Genomic DNA, 13,868 nt, shown 5'->3' on the forward strand with positions numbered 1-13,868 from the left:
GTCACGCGGCGGCTAGCCTGCGCTCATGAAGCGATGGTTCGTGCTCATCATCCTCGGGGTCTCGCAGTTCGTCATGGTCCTCGACAGCACCGTCATGAACGTCTCGATCTCCACCGTGGCGTCCGATCTGGGAACCGACATCGGTGGGATGCAGGCAGCCATCACGTTCTACGCGCTGACGATGGCGGCGTTCATGCTCACCGGCGGCAAGCTCGGCGACAAGTGGGGGCGCAGTCGCGCGTTCCGCATCGGGTCGGTCGTGTACGGCCTCGGTTCGCTCGCCACCGCGTTCGCCCCGAACCTCACCGTGCTGCTCCTCGGCTGGTCGCTCGTCGAGGGGCTCGGCGCGGTGCTCGTGATCCCGGCCATCGCTGCGCTCGCGGCGATCAACTACGCCGGCCGGGAGCGGGTCATCGCCTTCTCGGCGCTCGGGGCGATCACGGGATTCGCCGCTGCGGCCGGTCCCCTCATCGGCGGGCTGATGACCACCTACGCGTCATGGCGCTACGTGTTCGTCGGAGAGGCGATCGTGATGGCCCTGGTGCTCATCGTGTCGGGGCGGGTCAAGGACCTGCCGGGTGACAAGACGCTGCGCATCGACTTCCTGAGCGTCGTGCTGTCGGCGAGCGGCATGGCGATCCTCGTGTTCGCCGTCCTGCAGAGCAAGACCTGGGGCTGGCTGGTGCCGCTGAACCCACCCGAGATCGCCGGTACGACGATCGCGCCATTCGGCATCTCCCCTGTGGCCTACCTCATCCTGATCGCGATCCTCGTGCTGCGGTGGTTCGTCAGCCGGCAGGTGCACCTCGAGCGCATCGGCCGCGTGCCGCTGCTGAAGGTCAGCCTGCTGCGCATCCCGGCGCTGCGCAGCGGCCTCACGATGTTCCTCGCTCAGTACTTCGCGATCGCGGCGCTCTTCTTCGTCGTGCCGGTGTACCTCCAGACGATCCTCGGCTACAACGCGCTCGAGACCGGCCTGAAGATCCTGCCCCTGTCGGCCGGCCTGATCGTCTTCTCGGTCATCGGCTCCCGCATGTCCACCGTGCGCTCAGCGCGCAACATCGCGCGGATCGGCCAGTTCACCCTGGGGGTCGGCCTGCTGCTGATCTTCGTGGCCGTGCAGCCGGACCTGGCCGACTGGCTCTTCGCGACCGGGATGTTCGTCGTCGGCGCGGGTTTCGGGCTGCTCGCCTCGCAGCTCGGAAACGTCAACATGACGGCGGTGTCGAAGGACGACACGTCCGAGGTCGGCGGACTCCAGGGCACGTTCCAGAACCTCGGCTCGTCGTTCGGCACGGCCATCGTCGGCTCCGTGTTCATCCTGTTGCTGACGTCGGGCTTCGGCGCGGCCCTGCAGTCCAGCGACGCGCTCTCCGCGGACATCAAGGAGCAGGTGGCGGCGGCGACGGCCGACGGAGCGCCGATCATCTCCGAGAAGCAGGCCGAGCAGGCGATGCGGGATGCGGGAGCCACCGCCGAGGAAGCGGCCGAGGTCGCGCAGACCTACGCCGACACCCAGCTCGAGGCGCTGCGGCAGGCGCTGTTCGTGGTCTTCGCGCTGACGCTCATCGCGATCGTGCTGGCGCGCGGCCTGCCCGCCACGATCCCCGTGCCTGCTTCGGCCGAGGCCTCCGACGACCCCGGTGACGGGGAGCGGACGGATCAGGTCGCGGGCACCTGACACCACGAGACCGCGAACCCGGACAGCACGACGACCTCGTCGCCCGTCTCGTCGCCGCGCATGCCGATCACGTGCGTCTCGAGCCGCTCCGGCATGGGCAGCAGGTAGGTGTCGTAGGGGTTGTCGACCGAGTCGGGCGCGACGATGACCGCGGTGTAGCGGCCGCTGGGCGAGACGCAGGTCTGCACCACGGTGTCGGCGGAGGTGACGTCCATCAGCGTGCGGGTCGCGCCGTCGTCGTCGACGTAGGCCACCGTCGCGCCCGACGGCAGCCCGCCGGCGTCGAGCACAGCGGCCGTGCGCACGGTGCCCTCGGCGGCGACGGGTGTGACCGACGAGACCGGCCCGAGCCCCTCGCCCTCGACGAGCGGCTCCTCGCTCGCGTCGGTGAGGTCGATCGCATCCATCCCCTCGGCCCGGTCGACGACCGCGACCGACGAGCCGCGCGCGATGCCCTCGATGGCGAGGGCGTTGCCCAGCGCCGTCGCGTCCTCGCCCTCCGAGCCGGTCAGCAGCAGCGAGCCGTCGAACGAGAGCAGCAGGATGCTGTCGGTGTCCGGCACGAACCGCCACTCGGCGACGCGCGGGTCTGCGCCGTCGACCTCGACCTGCGCCGGCGCATCGTCAGCAGCGGCATCCTTCAGCGACGCGGTGAACAGGGCGCTCTCACGGCCGCTGTCGGCATCGAGCGCGGCGTCCGAGAACGTGTAGCCGATGAGGTCGCCGCGGTCGGCGCTCTGCAGGTTGGACACGAACCCGTCGCCCGGCAGCGGCAGGGACCGCTGATCGGCGCCATCGAGGTCGGTCACGATGAGCTCGGCCTGGTCGTCGTCGGTGCGCACCGAGACCACGAGGTGCGCGGCCGTGGCCCGGTAGTCCTCGATGTGCGGATGCGTGAACACCGGCGTCGCCGCGTCGCCGGCGAGGTCGGTGCGGAAGATCACGTCGCCGTCGGCGGTGCCCCGCTGCAGCACGTAGAGCTCGGCCGGGGGCGTGTGGAACGACTCCGTGATCGTCGTCGACGGACCGCCGCCGAGTCCCTGCACATCGGCGATCGTGACCGTGTACTCGGTGTCGTCGTCGAGCGGCCGACCGAACTGCACGCCGACCGACCGGCCGGACGTGTCGACGGTGAAGGGCACGTCGGGCGTGACCGTGACCTGCGCCGGGTCGACCTCGGCGAGCGACTGCGAGGTCGTCACGATGAGACGGGATCCGGATGCGGCGACCGCCGCGTCCGGATCGACCTGCACTGCGGTGGCGCGCGGCCCCTGCACGGTGCCGATCGTCGCTCCGAGCGTTCCGACGAGGGCGAGGACGGCGAGGACCACGGCGAACGAGAGCGCGAAGGAGCGCCCGCGACGCCGGCGTGACCGGGCGGCGCGGGTGTCAGAACTCATACGGATCCTCGGGCTCGTCGATCTGCTCGACCTTCTCGGCATCGATCACGAGTCCGTCGGCGGTGGAGCGGACCGTGCCGGTGACCGTGACCCATTGCCCGGTGTCGCCCGACGGGTCGGGGGTCGCGATCGGCACGCTGGCGGGCTGCGCGTCGATGACGCAGTGCGTGATGACGAGACGGGTGAGGTCGAACCCGTCCTCGGCGCCGGGGGTGACGAATCCGGTCAGCGTGACCTCATCGCCGTCGAAGGCGTCGGGGTTCGTCGCGGTCGCGAACACGGACGCCCACTCGCCGACCCCGAACGACGCGGTGTCGCCCGTCGTGGCGAGGGTGACCACATCCTCTCCGCCGAAGAGGGGCGCCGTGCCGACGTCGCGGGCCATCGCGAGGTCGGCCGACAGCGACGCCGGCGGCAGCGCGATGGCGACGATCGCGAAGCCGGAGGCGAGCACCCCGCCCGCGATCGTGACGGGACTCACGGCGCGACCGCCGTGCGCGTGCGCATGCTCGTCCTCCCCGTGGTCGTGGCCGTGGTCGCTCTCGGCGCCGAGCGGCAGCGCGAAGCTCGCCGCCGCGCCGACCAGCACGAGCACCGCCATCGACACGGCGAACCAGGTCGACTCCGGGTTGACGTAGAGGCCGAGCCGGCCGGTGGCGGCGAGGCCCAGCGTGATGACGGCGAGCACCGACGCGAGGCCGACGCCCAGCCAGCGCGTGCCGGCGGAGCGAAGCGGTGAGGACTCAGGCAAGGAGGTTCACCACCGTCCCGATGGCGAACGCCGCCAGCACGACGACCGCGACGATGCCGCCGAGGGTGCGGGTGGTGAAGGTGGTGCGCATCAGCGCGAGCATCTTGACGTCGACGAGAGGTCCGACGAGCAGGAACGCCACGATCGAGCCAGGGGTGAACGACGACGCGAACGAGAGCGCGAAGAAGGAGTCGACGTTGGAGCAGATCGCCACCACCATGGCCAGCAGCATCATGGCCACGATCGACAGGGCCGGGTTCGAGCCGATCGCGATGAGTGCCTCGCGGGGCACGAGCACCTGCACCGCGCCGGCGAGCGCCGAGCCGATGATGAGCGCCGGCATCACCGCGCGCAGCTCGATCACGAACTGCGCCAGGCTGCGCCGCCCCTTGCCGCCCGGCTCGTCCACGACGAGGGCGCACGTGTCGCGGAACCGGTCGGTCAGCAGCGCGTCGGGATCGGGATGCCGGCTGTACAGCCAGCCGATCAGGTTCGCGATCGCGTAGCCGCCGAGGAGCCGGGCGATCAGGATGCCGTCGTCGAACCCGAACGCCTGGTGCGTCGTGATGATCACGATGGGGTTCACGATCGGGGCGGCGATGAGGAAGGTGAGCGTCTCGGGCACGCTGAAGCCGCGCATCAGCAGCCCTCGCGCGAACGGCACGTTGCCGCACTCGCAGACGGGCACGATCATGCCGAGCAGCGACACCACCGCTCTGCGGGCCCACGCCCTGCGGGGCATCCAGCGCTCGATGACGCCGGGGGGCACCCACACCTGGACGGCGATCGAGAGGATCACGCCGAGCACGACGAACGGCAGCGACTCGATGAGCACGCTGAGCGCGAGGGTCAGTCCGTCCTGCGCGCGGGTGGGCAGGCCATCGGGGAAGAACGCCGGGGCGAAGGCGTCGATGGCGAACAGCGCGCCGATGACCAGGATCCCGATGGCGAGCGCGACGAGCGTCCGGGCGGTGCGGCTCGGCTCGGGGCGGGCCGTGCGGGGCTCGGTGCGCTCGCGCGGTTCAGTCGACGACACGCTCGCTCGCGGTGTCGACAGTGCTGGCGGCGCCCGCCTCGTCGCTGCGGCCTGTGCAGGTCGCGCAGAGTCCGAAGATGTCGACGACGTGCTCAGCCGCCGTGAAGCCGTGGGTCGCGGCGACGCGCTGCGCCCACTGCTCGACCTCGGTCGCCTCGATCTCGACCGTGCGTCCGCACGACCGGCAGATCAGGTGGTGGTGATGCCCGGCGGTGACGCAGGCACGGTACAGGCTCTCGCCCTCCGGGCTGTGCAGCGAGTCGGCGCCGCCCGCGGCGGCGAGGCCGGACAGCGCCCGGTAGACGGTGGCCAGGCCGATGCCGGTGTTCTCGTCGCGAAGGGTCGCGTAGAGGTTCTGCGCGCTCACGAAGCCGCGCGCATCCGCGAGCGCTTCGCGCACCCGCTCACGCTGCCAGGTGTTGCGCTGAGCCATGGCCGCGAGTCTACCGGCGGGTCTTGAGCGCGGGCTGGGCGTCGATGCGGTCTCGGCGCGACCCGATCCCCCGGCAGACCAGGTAGATGACGAACGAGATCGTCGTGATGTACGGGCTCACCGGCAGGGTGCCCATCACGGCGAGCAGGATGCCCCCGACGGCCGACACGAATCCGAACAGCGCCGACAGCAGCGGCACCGCGAGCGGACCGGAGCTGATGCGCATCGCCGCGGCCGCGGGGGTGACCAGCAGTGCCATCACCAGCAGGGCGCCGATGATGTGCACGGCGACGGCGACGATGAGGCCGAGCAGCAGCATGAACGCGAGCGAGACCGCTGTCGTGGGCACGCCGCGCGCGGCGGCGGACTGCGGGTCGAGGGAGTCGAACCGCAGGGGACGCCAGACGAGCAGCAGCCCGAGCACGACCACGAGGCTGATGCCGATCAGCCAGCCCAGCTGGCTGTTCTGCACCGACACGATCTGCCCGGTGAGCAGGCTGAACCGGTTGGCGCTGCGTCCGTCGTAGAGCGACAGGAACAGGATGCCGAGGCCCAGTCCGAATGGCATGAGCACACCGATGATCGAGTTGCGCTCCCGCGCCCGCGCGCCCAGCACACCGATGATCGCGGCAGCCACGAGCGACCCCACGATGGAGCCGGTGACCACGTCGACGCCGATCAGCAGCGCCGCCGCCGCGCCGGCGAACGAGAGCTCGCTGATGCCGTGGACGGCGAAGGCCATGTCGCGCTGCATCACGAAGACCCCGATGAGCCCGCCGACGATGCCGAGCACAGCGCCGGCGATGATCGAGTTGGACACCAGCGCGAGGATGTCGCCGTAGTCGGCGAGGCCGCCGAACATGGCGTCGGCGATGTCGGCCCAGTTCATGCGTGCGCCCCCGCCCCGTCCGCGTCGTCGTGATGGTGGTGCGCGTCCTCGGCGTCGGGGGCGCCGACGACGACCAGCCGGCCGCCGGCTTCCATCACGAACACCGGCGCCCCGTACAGCGCCGACAGCGTCTCGGAGGTGAGCACCTCCGCGGGGGTGCCGAGCGTGAACCGACCGTGCGCGAGGTAGAGGATGCGGTCGACCGTCTCGAGCACCGGGTTGATGTCGTGGGTGACCAGCAGCACGCCGGCTCCCGCCCGGCGGCGGTGGCGGTCGATGAGCCCGATCACGGCCTGCTGGTTGGCGAGGTCGAGGCTGGTGAGCGGCTCGTCGCACAGCAGCAGGCGGGGCTCGTCCGCGAGCGCCTGCCCGACGCGGAGGCGCTGCTGCTCACCGCCGGAGAGCACGCCCACCGGCCGGTCGGCGAGCTCGCGCGCGCCGACCGCGTCGATCAGGGCGTCGACGCGGGCGCGGTCGCCCTTCTTCGGCAGGGCGAAGCCGAATCGGTGCCCGTCGACGCCGAGGGCGACGAGGTCGCGGCCGCGGAGGGCGACGTCGCGGGGGAGCGGCCGCTGCTGCGGGATGTAGCCGATGCGGCGGTTCCCTCGACGGCGAACAGGCTCGCCGAGGGCCGTGATGGTGCCGTCGCTGAGCGGCTCGAGCCCGAGGATCGCGCGCAGCAGTGTGGTCTTGCCTGATCCGCTCGGGCCGAGCACCGCGATCAGCTCGCCGGGTGCCACGGTCAGATCGAGCCCGCTCCACAGCTCACGGCCGTCGCGGCGCAGCGCCGCACCGGCGATCTGGAGCGGCGGGGCGCTCACGCCGCCAGCGCCGTCGCGAGCGCGTCGATGTTCTGCTGCATCCACGAGAAGTAAGTCTCGCCCTCCGGGAGGGTCTCTGTGAACTCGAGCACCGGGATCCCCTGCGCGTCGGCCTCATCCGACACCGCGGTCGTCTCGGCGCCGCCGGTCTGCGCGTTGACGATCACGACCGAGATGCTGCCCGAATCCAGCAGGCGCATGGCCTCGAGCAGCGTGGCCGGCGGCACGTCCTGGCCCTCCTCCACCGCCTCGCTGAACGCGTCCGGCGTCACGGTGACGAGCCCGGCCGCCTCGACGAGGTACACCGGCACCGGCTCGGTGACGAAGGTCTCCTCGCCCGCGTGCTCGGCATCGATGGCCGCGAGGGCGTCCTCGAGCCGGCCGATCTGCGCGAGGAACGCGTCGAGGTTCGCCGAGTACGCCGTCGCCTGATCAGGATCGAGGTCCGTGAGCTCGTCGGTGATCGCCTCGGCGACGTGCGCGATGGTGTGCGGGTCGTACCAGACGTGCTCGTTGAACCCCTCGACGTGGTCGTGGTCGTCCGCGTGGTCGTGGTCATCCGCGTGCTCATCGTCGTCATGGCCGCCGCTGACCGTGCCCTCTCCGCCCGCTGAGCCTGTCGAAGCGACCGCCGTGATCATCGGCGCCTCAGTGCCGGTCGCCTCGACCGCGGCGTCCATGTAGGCGTCGTAGCCGCCGCCGTTCGCGATGAGCAGATCGGCTCGCGAGATGCGCAGCTCGTCGCGCGCGCTGACCTCATAGGAATGCGGGTCCTGGGCAGGGGAGTCGATGATCGAGGTCACGGTGACGCTGTCGCCCCCGATCTCCTTCGCGATCTGGCCGTAGACGTTCGTCGAGGCGACGATCGCGATGCCCTCGGAATCTCCGGCGGTCGTGGCGCAGCCGGTCAGAGCGACGGCGGTCGTGGCGACCAGGACGAAGGCGGCGAGGCGGGATGGCATGCGCCCAGCCTAGGGCTATTGATAATCGTTCTCAAATCACGGATGCCGGCCGCTCCGCGTGGCGCCGCGACCAAAGCCCCGGTCCGCAACCGAGGCTGCGCTACTCTGGCCAGCGATCGGCAGAGGAGCCCCGTGACCACCACGCAGCAGATCGACCGTCCGTCCGTCGGGGCGCGCGCCCGCTACTCCGCACGACTCGCCCTGCCGTTCCAGGTCGGCAGCGTCGCCCTGGCGATCGCGCTGAGCCTGCTCGGATTCCCGGTGCAGCCGTGGCTCGCGGTGCTGCTCGTGCCGGCGCTGGCCGCACCGCTGCTGGTGGAGGCGGTCTTCCGCACGACGATCCCGTGGCCGCTCCAGCTGCACTACCTCATCTTCATCACGGCGGGCCCGTTCGCCGGCAGCTCCCTGAACGTCTACGGCGCGATCGCCGACTGGGACACCTGGGTGCACTTCGACTCCGGCGTGATGCTCGCCTGGCTCGGGATGCTGTTCGTGCTGCGCGCCGAGGAGCACGTGCGCGCGGCGCTGCCGCTCTGGTTCTCGCTCACGGTCATCGCCTTGACGCCGATGGCGTTCGCCGCGGCGTGGGAGATCTGCGAGTTCGCGAGCGACGTCCTGATCGGCACGGCGTCACAGGCGGGTGGCCTGAAGGACACCATGGCCGACATCGTCGCCGGCACCCTCGGCGGGCTGCTCGCCATCGCGATCGCCGCGCTATTCGGCCGGCCGCGCACGCTGCTTCCCGCGGCCCTCGCCGCGCGCGACTGACCGGCGGTCAGTCGAGCAGCAGCGCAGGCTCCTCGAGCACCGACGCGACGTCGGCGACGAAGCGGCTCACGCCGTCGCCGTCGATCACGCGGTGGTCGAACGACCCCGAGACGGTGGTGACCCAGCGCGGCCGCACCTCGCCGTCGACGACCCACGGCTTCTGGCGGATGGCGCCCATCGCGATGATGCCCGATTCGCCCGGGTTGATGATCGGGGTGCCGGCGTCCATCCCGAAGACGCCGATGTTCGTGATCGTGATGGTGCCCTGCTGCTGGTCGAGCGGAGTGGTCTTGCCCTCACGTGCCGTGAGGGTGAGCTTCTCCAGCGCCTTCGCGAGTTCGCGGGTGTTCAGGTTCTGCGCGTCCTTGATGTTGGGCACGAGCAGACCCCGCGGCGTGGCGGCCGCGATGCCCAGGTTGACGAAGTGGCGCACCCGGATCTCGGCGCTGCCGTCGGCGAGGTCGATCCAGGCGGCGTTGACCATCGGCGTGCGCCGGACGGCCCAGATGACGGCGCGGGCCATGATCAGCAGCGGCGAGACCTTGATGTCGGCGAAGTCGGTCGACGACTTCAGTCGCTTGACGAGCTCCATCGTGCGAGTCGCGTCGACGTCGGTCCACACCGACACGTGGGGCGCGGTGTAGGCGGAGCGGACCATGCCCGATGCGACGGCCTTGCGGACGCCCTTGACCGGGATCGTCTCCTCCCGGCCTTCGGCGGGCTCGGGTGCCGAGGGCGCGTCGGCGCCGGCGGACGCCGGGGCGGGGACGGCCGGGATGGTCTCCTCGCGCACATCCGGCCAGGCCGGCGTCTCGATGTTACGGAAGACGGAGGCCTGCGACGCGTGCTTGACCACGTCGTCGCGGGTCACCTCACCGGCGGGGCCGCTCGGGGTCACCTCGGCGAGGTCGACGTTGAGGTCGCGGGCGAGCTTGCGGATCGGCGGTTTCGCCACGACGCCGACGGATGCGGCGACCGGCCGCTCGGCCACCTTCCGCCGGCGGGACTGCACCTGCCCGCCGGTGCCGTAGCCGACCAGGACAGCACCACCGCCGTCGCTCTCGGCGGCGGGTTCGCCGTGCGCGCTGCGCCCGACGGTCACATCTGCGGCGGCAGCGGCATCCCCGCTCACCGGCGGGTCGATCGTGATGATCGGCGCGCCGACGTCGACCGTGTCACCCTCGGCTGCCAGCAGCGCGCCGACCGTGCCGGCGAACGGCGACGGCAGCTCGACGAGCGACTTGGCGGTCTCGATCTCGACGAGGACGTCGTTGACGGCGACCTCGTCGCCGGGGGCGACGCGCCACTGCACGATCTCGGCCTCGGTGAGACCCTCACCGACGTCGGGGAGGACGAATGTCTGGCTCATGCGGTGGGCTCCAAACGGATCAGTACGCGAGTGCCCGGTCGACGGCCTCGAGGATGCGGTCGGCGTCGGGAAGGTAGGTGCCCTCGAGCTTGGCGGGCGGGAACGGCACGTCGAAGCCGGACACCCGCAGGACAGGCGCCTCGAGGGCGTAGAACGCCTTCTCCATGACGGTCGCGGCGATCTCCGAGCCGAGCGAGGTGAACGCGGGCGCCTCCTGCGCGTAGACCATGCGGCCGGTGCGGCGCACGGAGTCGAGGATCGGACCGTAGTCGACGGGCGAGAGCGAGCGCAGGTCGATGACCTCGGCGGAGACGCCCTCGCCCTCGGCGAGCGCCGCGGCCTGCAGCAGGGTCGTGACCATGGCGCCGTGACCGACCAGCGTGACGTCGGTGCCGCGGCGCACGAGCCGCGATGCGTGCAGCGGCAGTGCGGGGGCGGCGGTGTCGACCTCGCCCTTCTGCCAGTACTTGCTCTTGGGCTCGAGGAAGATGACCGGGTCGTTCGAGGCGATGGCCTCCTGCATCATCCAGTACGCGTCGTTCGCGGTGGACGGGCTGACCACCCGCAGACCCGGCGTGTGGGTGAAGTAGGTCTCGGGGCTCTCCTGATGGTGCTCCACCGCGCCGATGTGGCCGCCGTACGGGATGCGGATGACCAGCGGCATCGTCAGCGCGCCCTCATGGCGGTTGGTGAGCTTCGCGAGCTGGGTCGTGATCTGGTCGAAGCCGGGGAAGACGAACCCGTCGAACTGGATCTCGATCACCGGCCGGAACCCGCCCATCGCGAGGCCGATCGCGGTGCCGATGATGCCCGATTCGGCGAGGGGCGTGTCGAGCACGCGCTGCTCGCCGAACTCGGCCTGCAGCCCCTCGGTCACCCGGAACACCCCGCCGAGCCGGCCGATGTCCTCGCCCATCAGCAGGACGCGGTCGTTTTCGGCCAGCGCGCGTCGCAGACCCGCGTTGATGCCCTTGCCGAGCGGCATCGTCTCCACGCTCACGGCGCCTCCTCGTTGAACGACGCCTCATAGTCGGCGAGCCACCGCCGCTGCTCGTCGATGAGCGGGTGCGGCTCCGAGTAGACGTGGGCGAACATCGAGTCCGCCTCGATGCCGCCGAGGGCCATCGTGCGCTCTCGCGCGTCGTCGGCGAGCGCCTTCGCGTGCGCGTCCACGTCGTCGAAGAACCCGGCGGATGCCCCCCGGCCCTCCAGGAACGCCCGCATCCGGGTGATCGGGTCACGCTGCGCCCACGACTGCTCCTCGTCGGAGGTGCGGTACTTGGTGGGGTCGTCGCTGGTCGTGTGCGCACCCATCCGGTAGGTCAGCGCCTCGATCGCGCGCGGGCCGGCGCCGCCGCGCGCCTCGTCGAGCGCGACCTTCGTGACGGCGTAGCTGGCGAGCACGTCGTTGCCGTCGACCTGGACCGACGGCATCCCGTAGCCCTCGCCGCGACGCACGAGCGGCGCCTTCGACTGGGTGGCCACCGGCACCGAGATCGCCCAGTGGTTGTTCTGCAGGAAGAAGACCTCCGGCGCGTTGTAGCTCGCCGCGAAGACCATCGCCTCGTGCACGTCGCCCTGGCTGGATGCCCCGTCGCCGTAGTAGACGATGACCGCCTCGTCGGTCTCCGGGTCGCCCGTGCCGCACTTGCCGTCGAACACGAGTCCCATGCCGAGCCCGGTCGCGTGCAGCGTCTGCGACCCGAGCACGAGCGTGTAGATGTGGGTGTTGCCGTTCTTCGGATCGAACGGGTCCCATCCGCCGTGGGTGAGGCCTCGCATCACGCGGATGATGTCCACGGGGTCGACCCCGCGGATCGTGCACACCACGTGCTCGCGATACGAGGGGAACAGGTGGTCCTGCGCACGCGCCGCGCGTGCGGAGCCGACCTGCGCGGCCTCCTGCCCGAAGCTCGGCGGCCAGAGGGCGAGCTGCCCCTGCCGCTGCAGGTTGGTCGCCTCGCGGTCGAACGCGCGGATCGACACCATGTCGCGGTAGAACTGCTCGAGGTCGGCGTCGGCCAGACCCTCGATCAGTGCGAGGTAGGGCTCGGCGGCCGGAGTCGGGGCGAGCGTCCCGTCGGCCGCGAGCACGCGGACGAGACCAGGGTCGTCGTGGGCCATTTCTCTACGCTAGCCCGCGCCCCGGGTGCCCCTCTGGGAGGTCTTTCACAACGGATGCGGCAATCCGCAGTACCTTCTCGACAGACTCCTCTTCGCCGACCGTGATCCGCACGCCATCGCCCGCGAACGGCCGGACCACCAGCCCGCCGGCGTCGAACGCGGCCGCGACGTCCACGGCGTGCTCGCCCGCGGGCAGCCACACGAAGTTGCCCTGCGCCTCGGGGACCGACCATCCGGCTGCCCGCAGCCCCTCCGCGAGCCGGTCGCGGCGCTCGGCGATCACGGTGATGCGCTCGCGCAGCTCGGCTTCGGCGTCGAGGCTCGCCAGCGCGGCAGCCTCGGCGGGAGCCGTGACCGACAGCGGGATGCCGGTGGTGCGGGCGGCGTCGAGCACGCGCGCGTGCCCCACCGCATAGCCGATCCGCAGGCCGGCCAGTCCGTAGGCCTTCGAGAACGTGCGCAGCACGACGAGGTTGTCGCGTCTCGTACCGCCCAGCAGCCGCATCCCGTCGACCGCGTCGGGGTCGGTGACGAACTCCGCGTACGCCTCGTCGAGGATGACGAGCACGTCGCCCGGCACCCGGTCGATGAACTGCTCGAACTCGGCCTGCGTGATGATCGGCCCGGTCGGATTGTTCGGCGTGCACACGATGACGACGCGGGTGCGGTCGGTGATCGCCTCCACCATGGCATCGAGGTCGTGCCGGAAGTCCGCAGTCAGCGGCACCGCCACCGACGTGGCACCGGCGACGACCGCCAGACCCGGGTAGGCCTCGAACGAGCGCCAGGCGTAGACGACCTCGTCACCGGGACCGGAGGTGGCCAGGACCAGCTGCGACAGGATCGAGACGCTGCCGGCGGCGATGTGCACCTCGTCCGGCTCGACCCCGAACCGGTCGGCGAGACGCTGAGCGAGGCGCGCGGCGCCGGCATCGGGGTAGCGGTTGACCGCGGTGGCGGACTGCATCGCCGCGATGACGCCGGGGAGCGGATCGAACGGGTTCTCGTTGCTCGACAGCTTGAACGCATCGGCGCCCGCCTGACGACCCTGTCGATAGGGCGGCAGGGCGGCGATGGCGGGGCGGACGCGGACGGGAATCTGGGGAGCGTCGGTCACGTGCCGAGTCTAGGCGGCGGGCCCAGGAGGCTGCCCCGCGCTCATGCGCGCGTCCGCCGGGCCAGAACCGGAATTTCCGGCATTCCGCTGCGTCGGCACTTCGTGCGACACTTTGCGCACTATGCGCTTCCTCATCCGCGTCCTCGTCAACGCGTTCGCCATCTGGGTCGTCACGCTCATTCCCGTGCTCGGCGTGACCGTCGTCGCGTTCGAGCCGCAGGAGACGCTGCAGGTCGTCTTGACCTATCTGCTCGTCGCGGCGGTGTTCGCGCTGGTGAACACCATCATCGGCACGGTCATCAAGATCGTCGCGTTCCCGCTGTACATCCTCACGCTCGGGCTCATCTCGCTGATCATCAACGGCTTCCTGCTGTGGCTGACGGCGTGGCTCACCCACTGGTGGAGCTGGGGCCTGCGCGTCGAGGACTTCTGGTGGGGTGTGGTGGCCGCGCTGATCATCTCGCTCATCAACTGGGTGTTCGGCATCGTGCTGCGCCCGCAGGCCTCGCGCAGCTGA

The 13,868-nt window shown here is 70.9% G+C and carries 14 protein-coding genes; 3 read left to right on the forward strand and 11 right to left on the reverse strand.

Annotation, left to right across the window (positions count from 1 at the left end; all coding sequences use genetic code 11):
• Nucleotides 1-25: 25 nt before the first annotated feature.
• Nucleotides 26-1,681 (forward strand): MFS transporter, encoded by a 1,656-nt coding sequence (locus Microterr_RS15135; protein WP_263796980.1) that lies wholly within the window; start codon nucleotides 26-28, stop codon nucleotides 1,679-1,681.
• On the opposite strand, the gene Microterr_RS15140 is transcribed toward Microterr_RS15135, so the two are convergent.
• From Microterr_RS15140 to Microterr_RS15170, 7 genes are read right to left on the reverse strand one after another with little or no spacing between them, the layout of a single operon-like run.
• Nucleotides 1,663-3,081, reverse strand: a complete 1,419-nt coding sequence (locus Microterr_RS15140; RefSeq protein WP_263796979.1) for an Ig-like domain-containing domain — start codon at nucleotides 3,079-3,081, stop codon at nucleotides 1,663-1,665. The genes Microterr_RS15135 and Microterr_RS15140 overlap by 19 nt on opposite strands.
• A complete protein-coding gene (locus Microterr_RS15145; protein ID WP_263796977.1) occupies nucleotides 3,071-3,832 on the reverse strand; it encodes a TIGR03943 family putative permease subunit in 762 nt (253 codons plus the stop codon). The genes Microterr_RS15140 and Microterr_RS15145 overlap by 11 nt, the downstream gene beginning before the upstream one ends.
• Nucleotides 3,825-4,868: a permease gene (locus tag Microterr_RS15150; protein WP_404810174.1), complete on the reverse strand. Its 1,044-nt coding sequence runs from the start codon at nucleotides 4,866-4,868 to the stop codon at nucleotides 3,825-3,827. The genes Microterr_RS15145 and Microterr_RS15150 overlap by 8 nt, the downstream gene beginning before the upstream one ends.
• On the reverse strand, nucleotides 4,855-5,301 hold the full coding sequence (locus tag Microterr_RS15155; RefSeq protein WP_263796976.1) for a Fur family transcriptional regulator: 447 nt from the start codon (nucleotides 5,299-5,301) through the stop codon (nucleotides 4,855-4,857). The genes Microterr_RS15150 and Microterr_RS15155 overlap by 14 nt, the downstream gene beginning before the upstream one ends.
• Nucleotides 5,302-5,311: 10 nt before the next feature.
• Nucleotides 5,312-6,190 (reverse strand): metal ABC transporter permease, encoded by an 879-nt coding sequence (locus tag Microterr_RS15160; protein WP_263796975.1) that lies wholly within the window; start codon nucleotides 6,188-6,190, stop codon nucleotides 5,312-5,314.
• Nucleotides 6,187-7,011: a metal ABC transporter ATP-binding protein gene (locus Microterr_RS15165; RefSeq protein WP_263796974.1), complete on the reverse strand. Its 825-nt coding sequence runs from the start codon at nucleotides 7,009-7,011 to the stop codon at nucleotides 6,187-6,189. The genes Microterr_RS15160 and Microterr_RS15165 overlap by 4 nt, the downstream gene beginning before the upstream one ends.
• A complete protein-coding gene (locus Microterr_RS15170) occupies nucleotides 7,008-7,973 on the reverse strand; it encodes a metal ABC transporter solute-binding protein, Zn/Mn family (protein WP_263796973.1) in 966 nt (321 codons plus the stop codon). Before Microterr_RS15170 ends, Microterr_RS15165 begins: the two co-directional genes overlap by 4 nt.
• 132 nt (nucleotides 7,974-8,105) lie before the next feature.
• Here Microterr_RS15170 and Microterr_RS15175 point away from each other — a divergent pair, with 132 nt between their 5' ends.
• Nucleotides 8,106-8,741 (forward strand): DUF2238 domain-containing protein, encoded by a 636-nt coding sequence (locus Microterr_RS15175; protein ID WP_263796971.1) that lies wholly within the window; start codon nucleotides 8,106-8,108, stop codon nucleotides 8,739-8,741.
• A gap of 7 nt (nucleotides 8,742-8,748) precedes the next feature.
• Here the strand turns inward: Microterr_RS15175 and Microterr_RS15180 are convergent, their stop codons facing one another.
• The 4 genes from Microterr_RS15180 to hisC are packed head-to-tail and all read right to left on the reverse strand — an operon-like array spanning nucleotide 8,749 to nucleotide 13,351.
• Nucleotides 8,749-10,110, reverse strand: a complete 1,362-nt coding sequence (locus tag Microterr_RS15180) for a dihydrolipoamide acetyltransferase family protein (RefSeq protein ID WP_263796970.1) — start codon at nucleotides 10,108-10,110, stop codon at nucleotides 8,749-8,751.
• A 19-nt stretch (nucleotides 10,111-10,129) separates the two neighbouring features.
• Entirely contained in the window at nucleotides 10,130-11,095 is a 966-nt protein-coding gene (locus Microterr_RS15185; RefSeq protein ID WP_263798864.1) for an alpha-ketoacid dehydrogenase subunit beta, read from the reverse strand.
• An 11-nt stretch (nucleotides 11,096-11,106) separates the two neighbouring features.
• Nucleotides 11,107-12,234, reverse strand: coding sequence for a thiamine pyrophosphate-dependent dehydrogenase E1 component subunit alpha (locus Microterr_RS15190; protein WP_263796969.1), 1,128 nt, complete (start codon nucleotides 12,232-12,234; stop codon nucleotides 11,107-11,109).
• A 4-nt stretch (nucleotides 12,235-12,238) separates the two neighbouring features.
• The gene (gene hisC, locus Microterr_RS15195; protein ID WP_263796967.1) at nucleotides 12,239-13,351 is read right to left on the reverse strand and encodes a histidinol-phosphate transaminase; all 1,113 of its coding nucleotides are present in this window, start codon (nucleotides 13,349-13,351) and stop codon (nucleotides 12,239-12,241) included.
• Nucleotides 13,352-13,472: 121 nt separating this feature from the next.
• On the opposite strand from hisC, the gene Microterr_RS15200 reads away from it, so the two are divergent.
• Nucleotides 13,473-13,868: a phage holin family protein gene (locus Microterr_RS15200; RefSeq protein WP_263796966.1), complete on the forward strand. Its 396-nt coding sequence runs from the start codon at nucleotides 13,473-13,475 to the stop codon at nucleotides 13,866-13,868.

This window comes from Microbacterium terricola, assembly GCF_027943945.1.
Taxonomy (GTDB): Bacteria; Actinomycetota; Actinomycetes; order Actinomycetales; family Microbacteriaceae; genus Microbacterium; species Microbacterium terricola.

Bases quoted from the DNA above. Each gene is read 5' to 3' on its own strand.
- Microterr_RS15135 (WP_263796980.1), top strand. From the start codon at position 26: ATGAAGCGATGGTTCGTGCTCATCATCCTCGGGGTCTCGCAGTTCGTC.
- Microterr_RS15140 (WP_263796979.1), bottom strand. From the start codon at position 3,081: ATGAGTTCTGACACCCGCGCCGCCCGGTCACGCCGGCGTCGCGGGCGC.
- Microterr_RS15155 (WP_263796976.1), bottom strand. From the start codon at position 5,301: ATGGCTCAGCGCAACACCTGGCAGCGTGAGCGGGTGCGCGAAGCGCTC.
- Microterr_RS15160 (WP_263796975.1), bottom strand. From the start codon at position 6,190: ATGAACTGGGCCGACATCGCCGACGCCATGTTCGGCGGCCTCGCCGAC.
- Microterr_RS15170 (WP_263796973.1), bottom strand. From the start codon at position 7,973: ATGCCATCCCGCCTCGCCGCCTTCGTCCTGGTCGCCACGACCGCCGTC.
- Microterr_RS15180 (WP_263796970.1), bottom strand. From the start codon at position 10,110: ATGAGCCAGACATTCGTCCTCCCCGACGTCGGTGAGGGTCTCACCGAG.
- Microterr_RS15185 (WP_263798864.1), bottom strand. From the start codon at position 11,095: ATGCCGCTCGGCAAGGGCATCAACGCGGGTCTGCGACGCGCGCTGGCC.
- Microterr_RS15190 (WP_263796969.1), bottom strand. From the start codon at position 12,234: ATGGCCCACGACGACCCTGGTCTCGTCCGCGTGCTCGCGGCCGACGGG.
- Microterr_RS15200 (WP_263796966.1), top strand. From the start codon at position 13,473: ATGCGCTTCCTCATCCGCGTCCTCGTCAACGCGTTCGCCATCTGGGTC.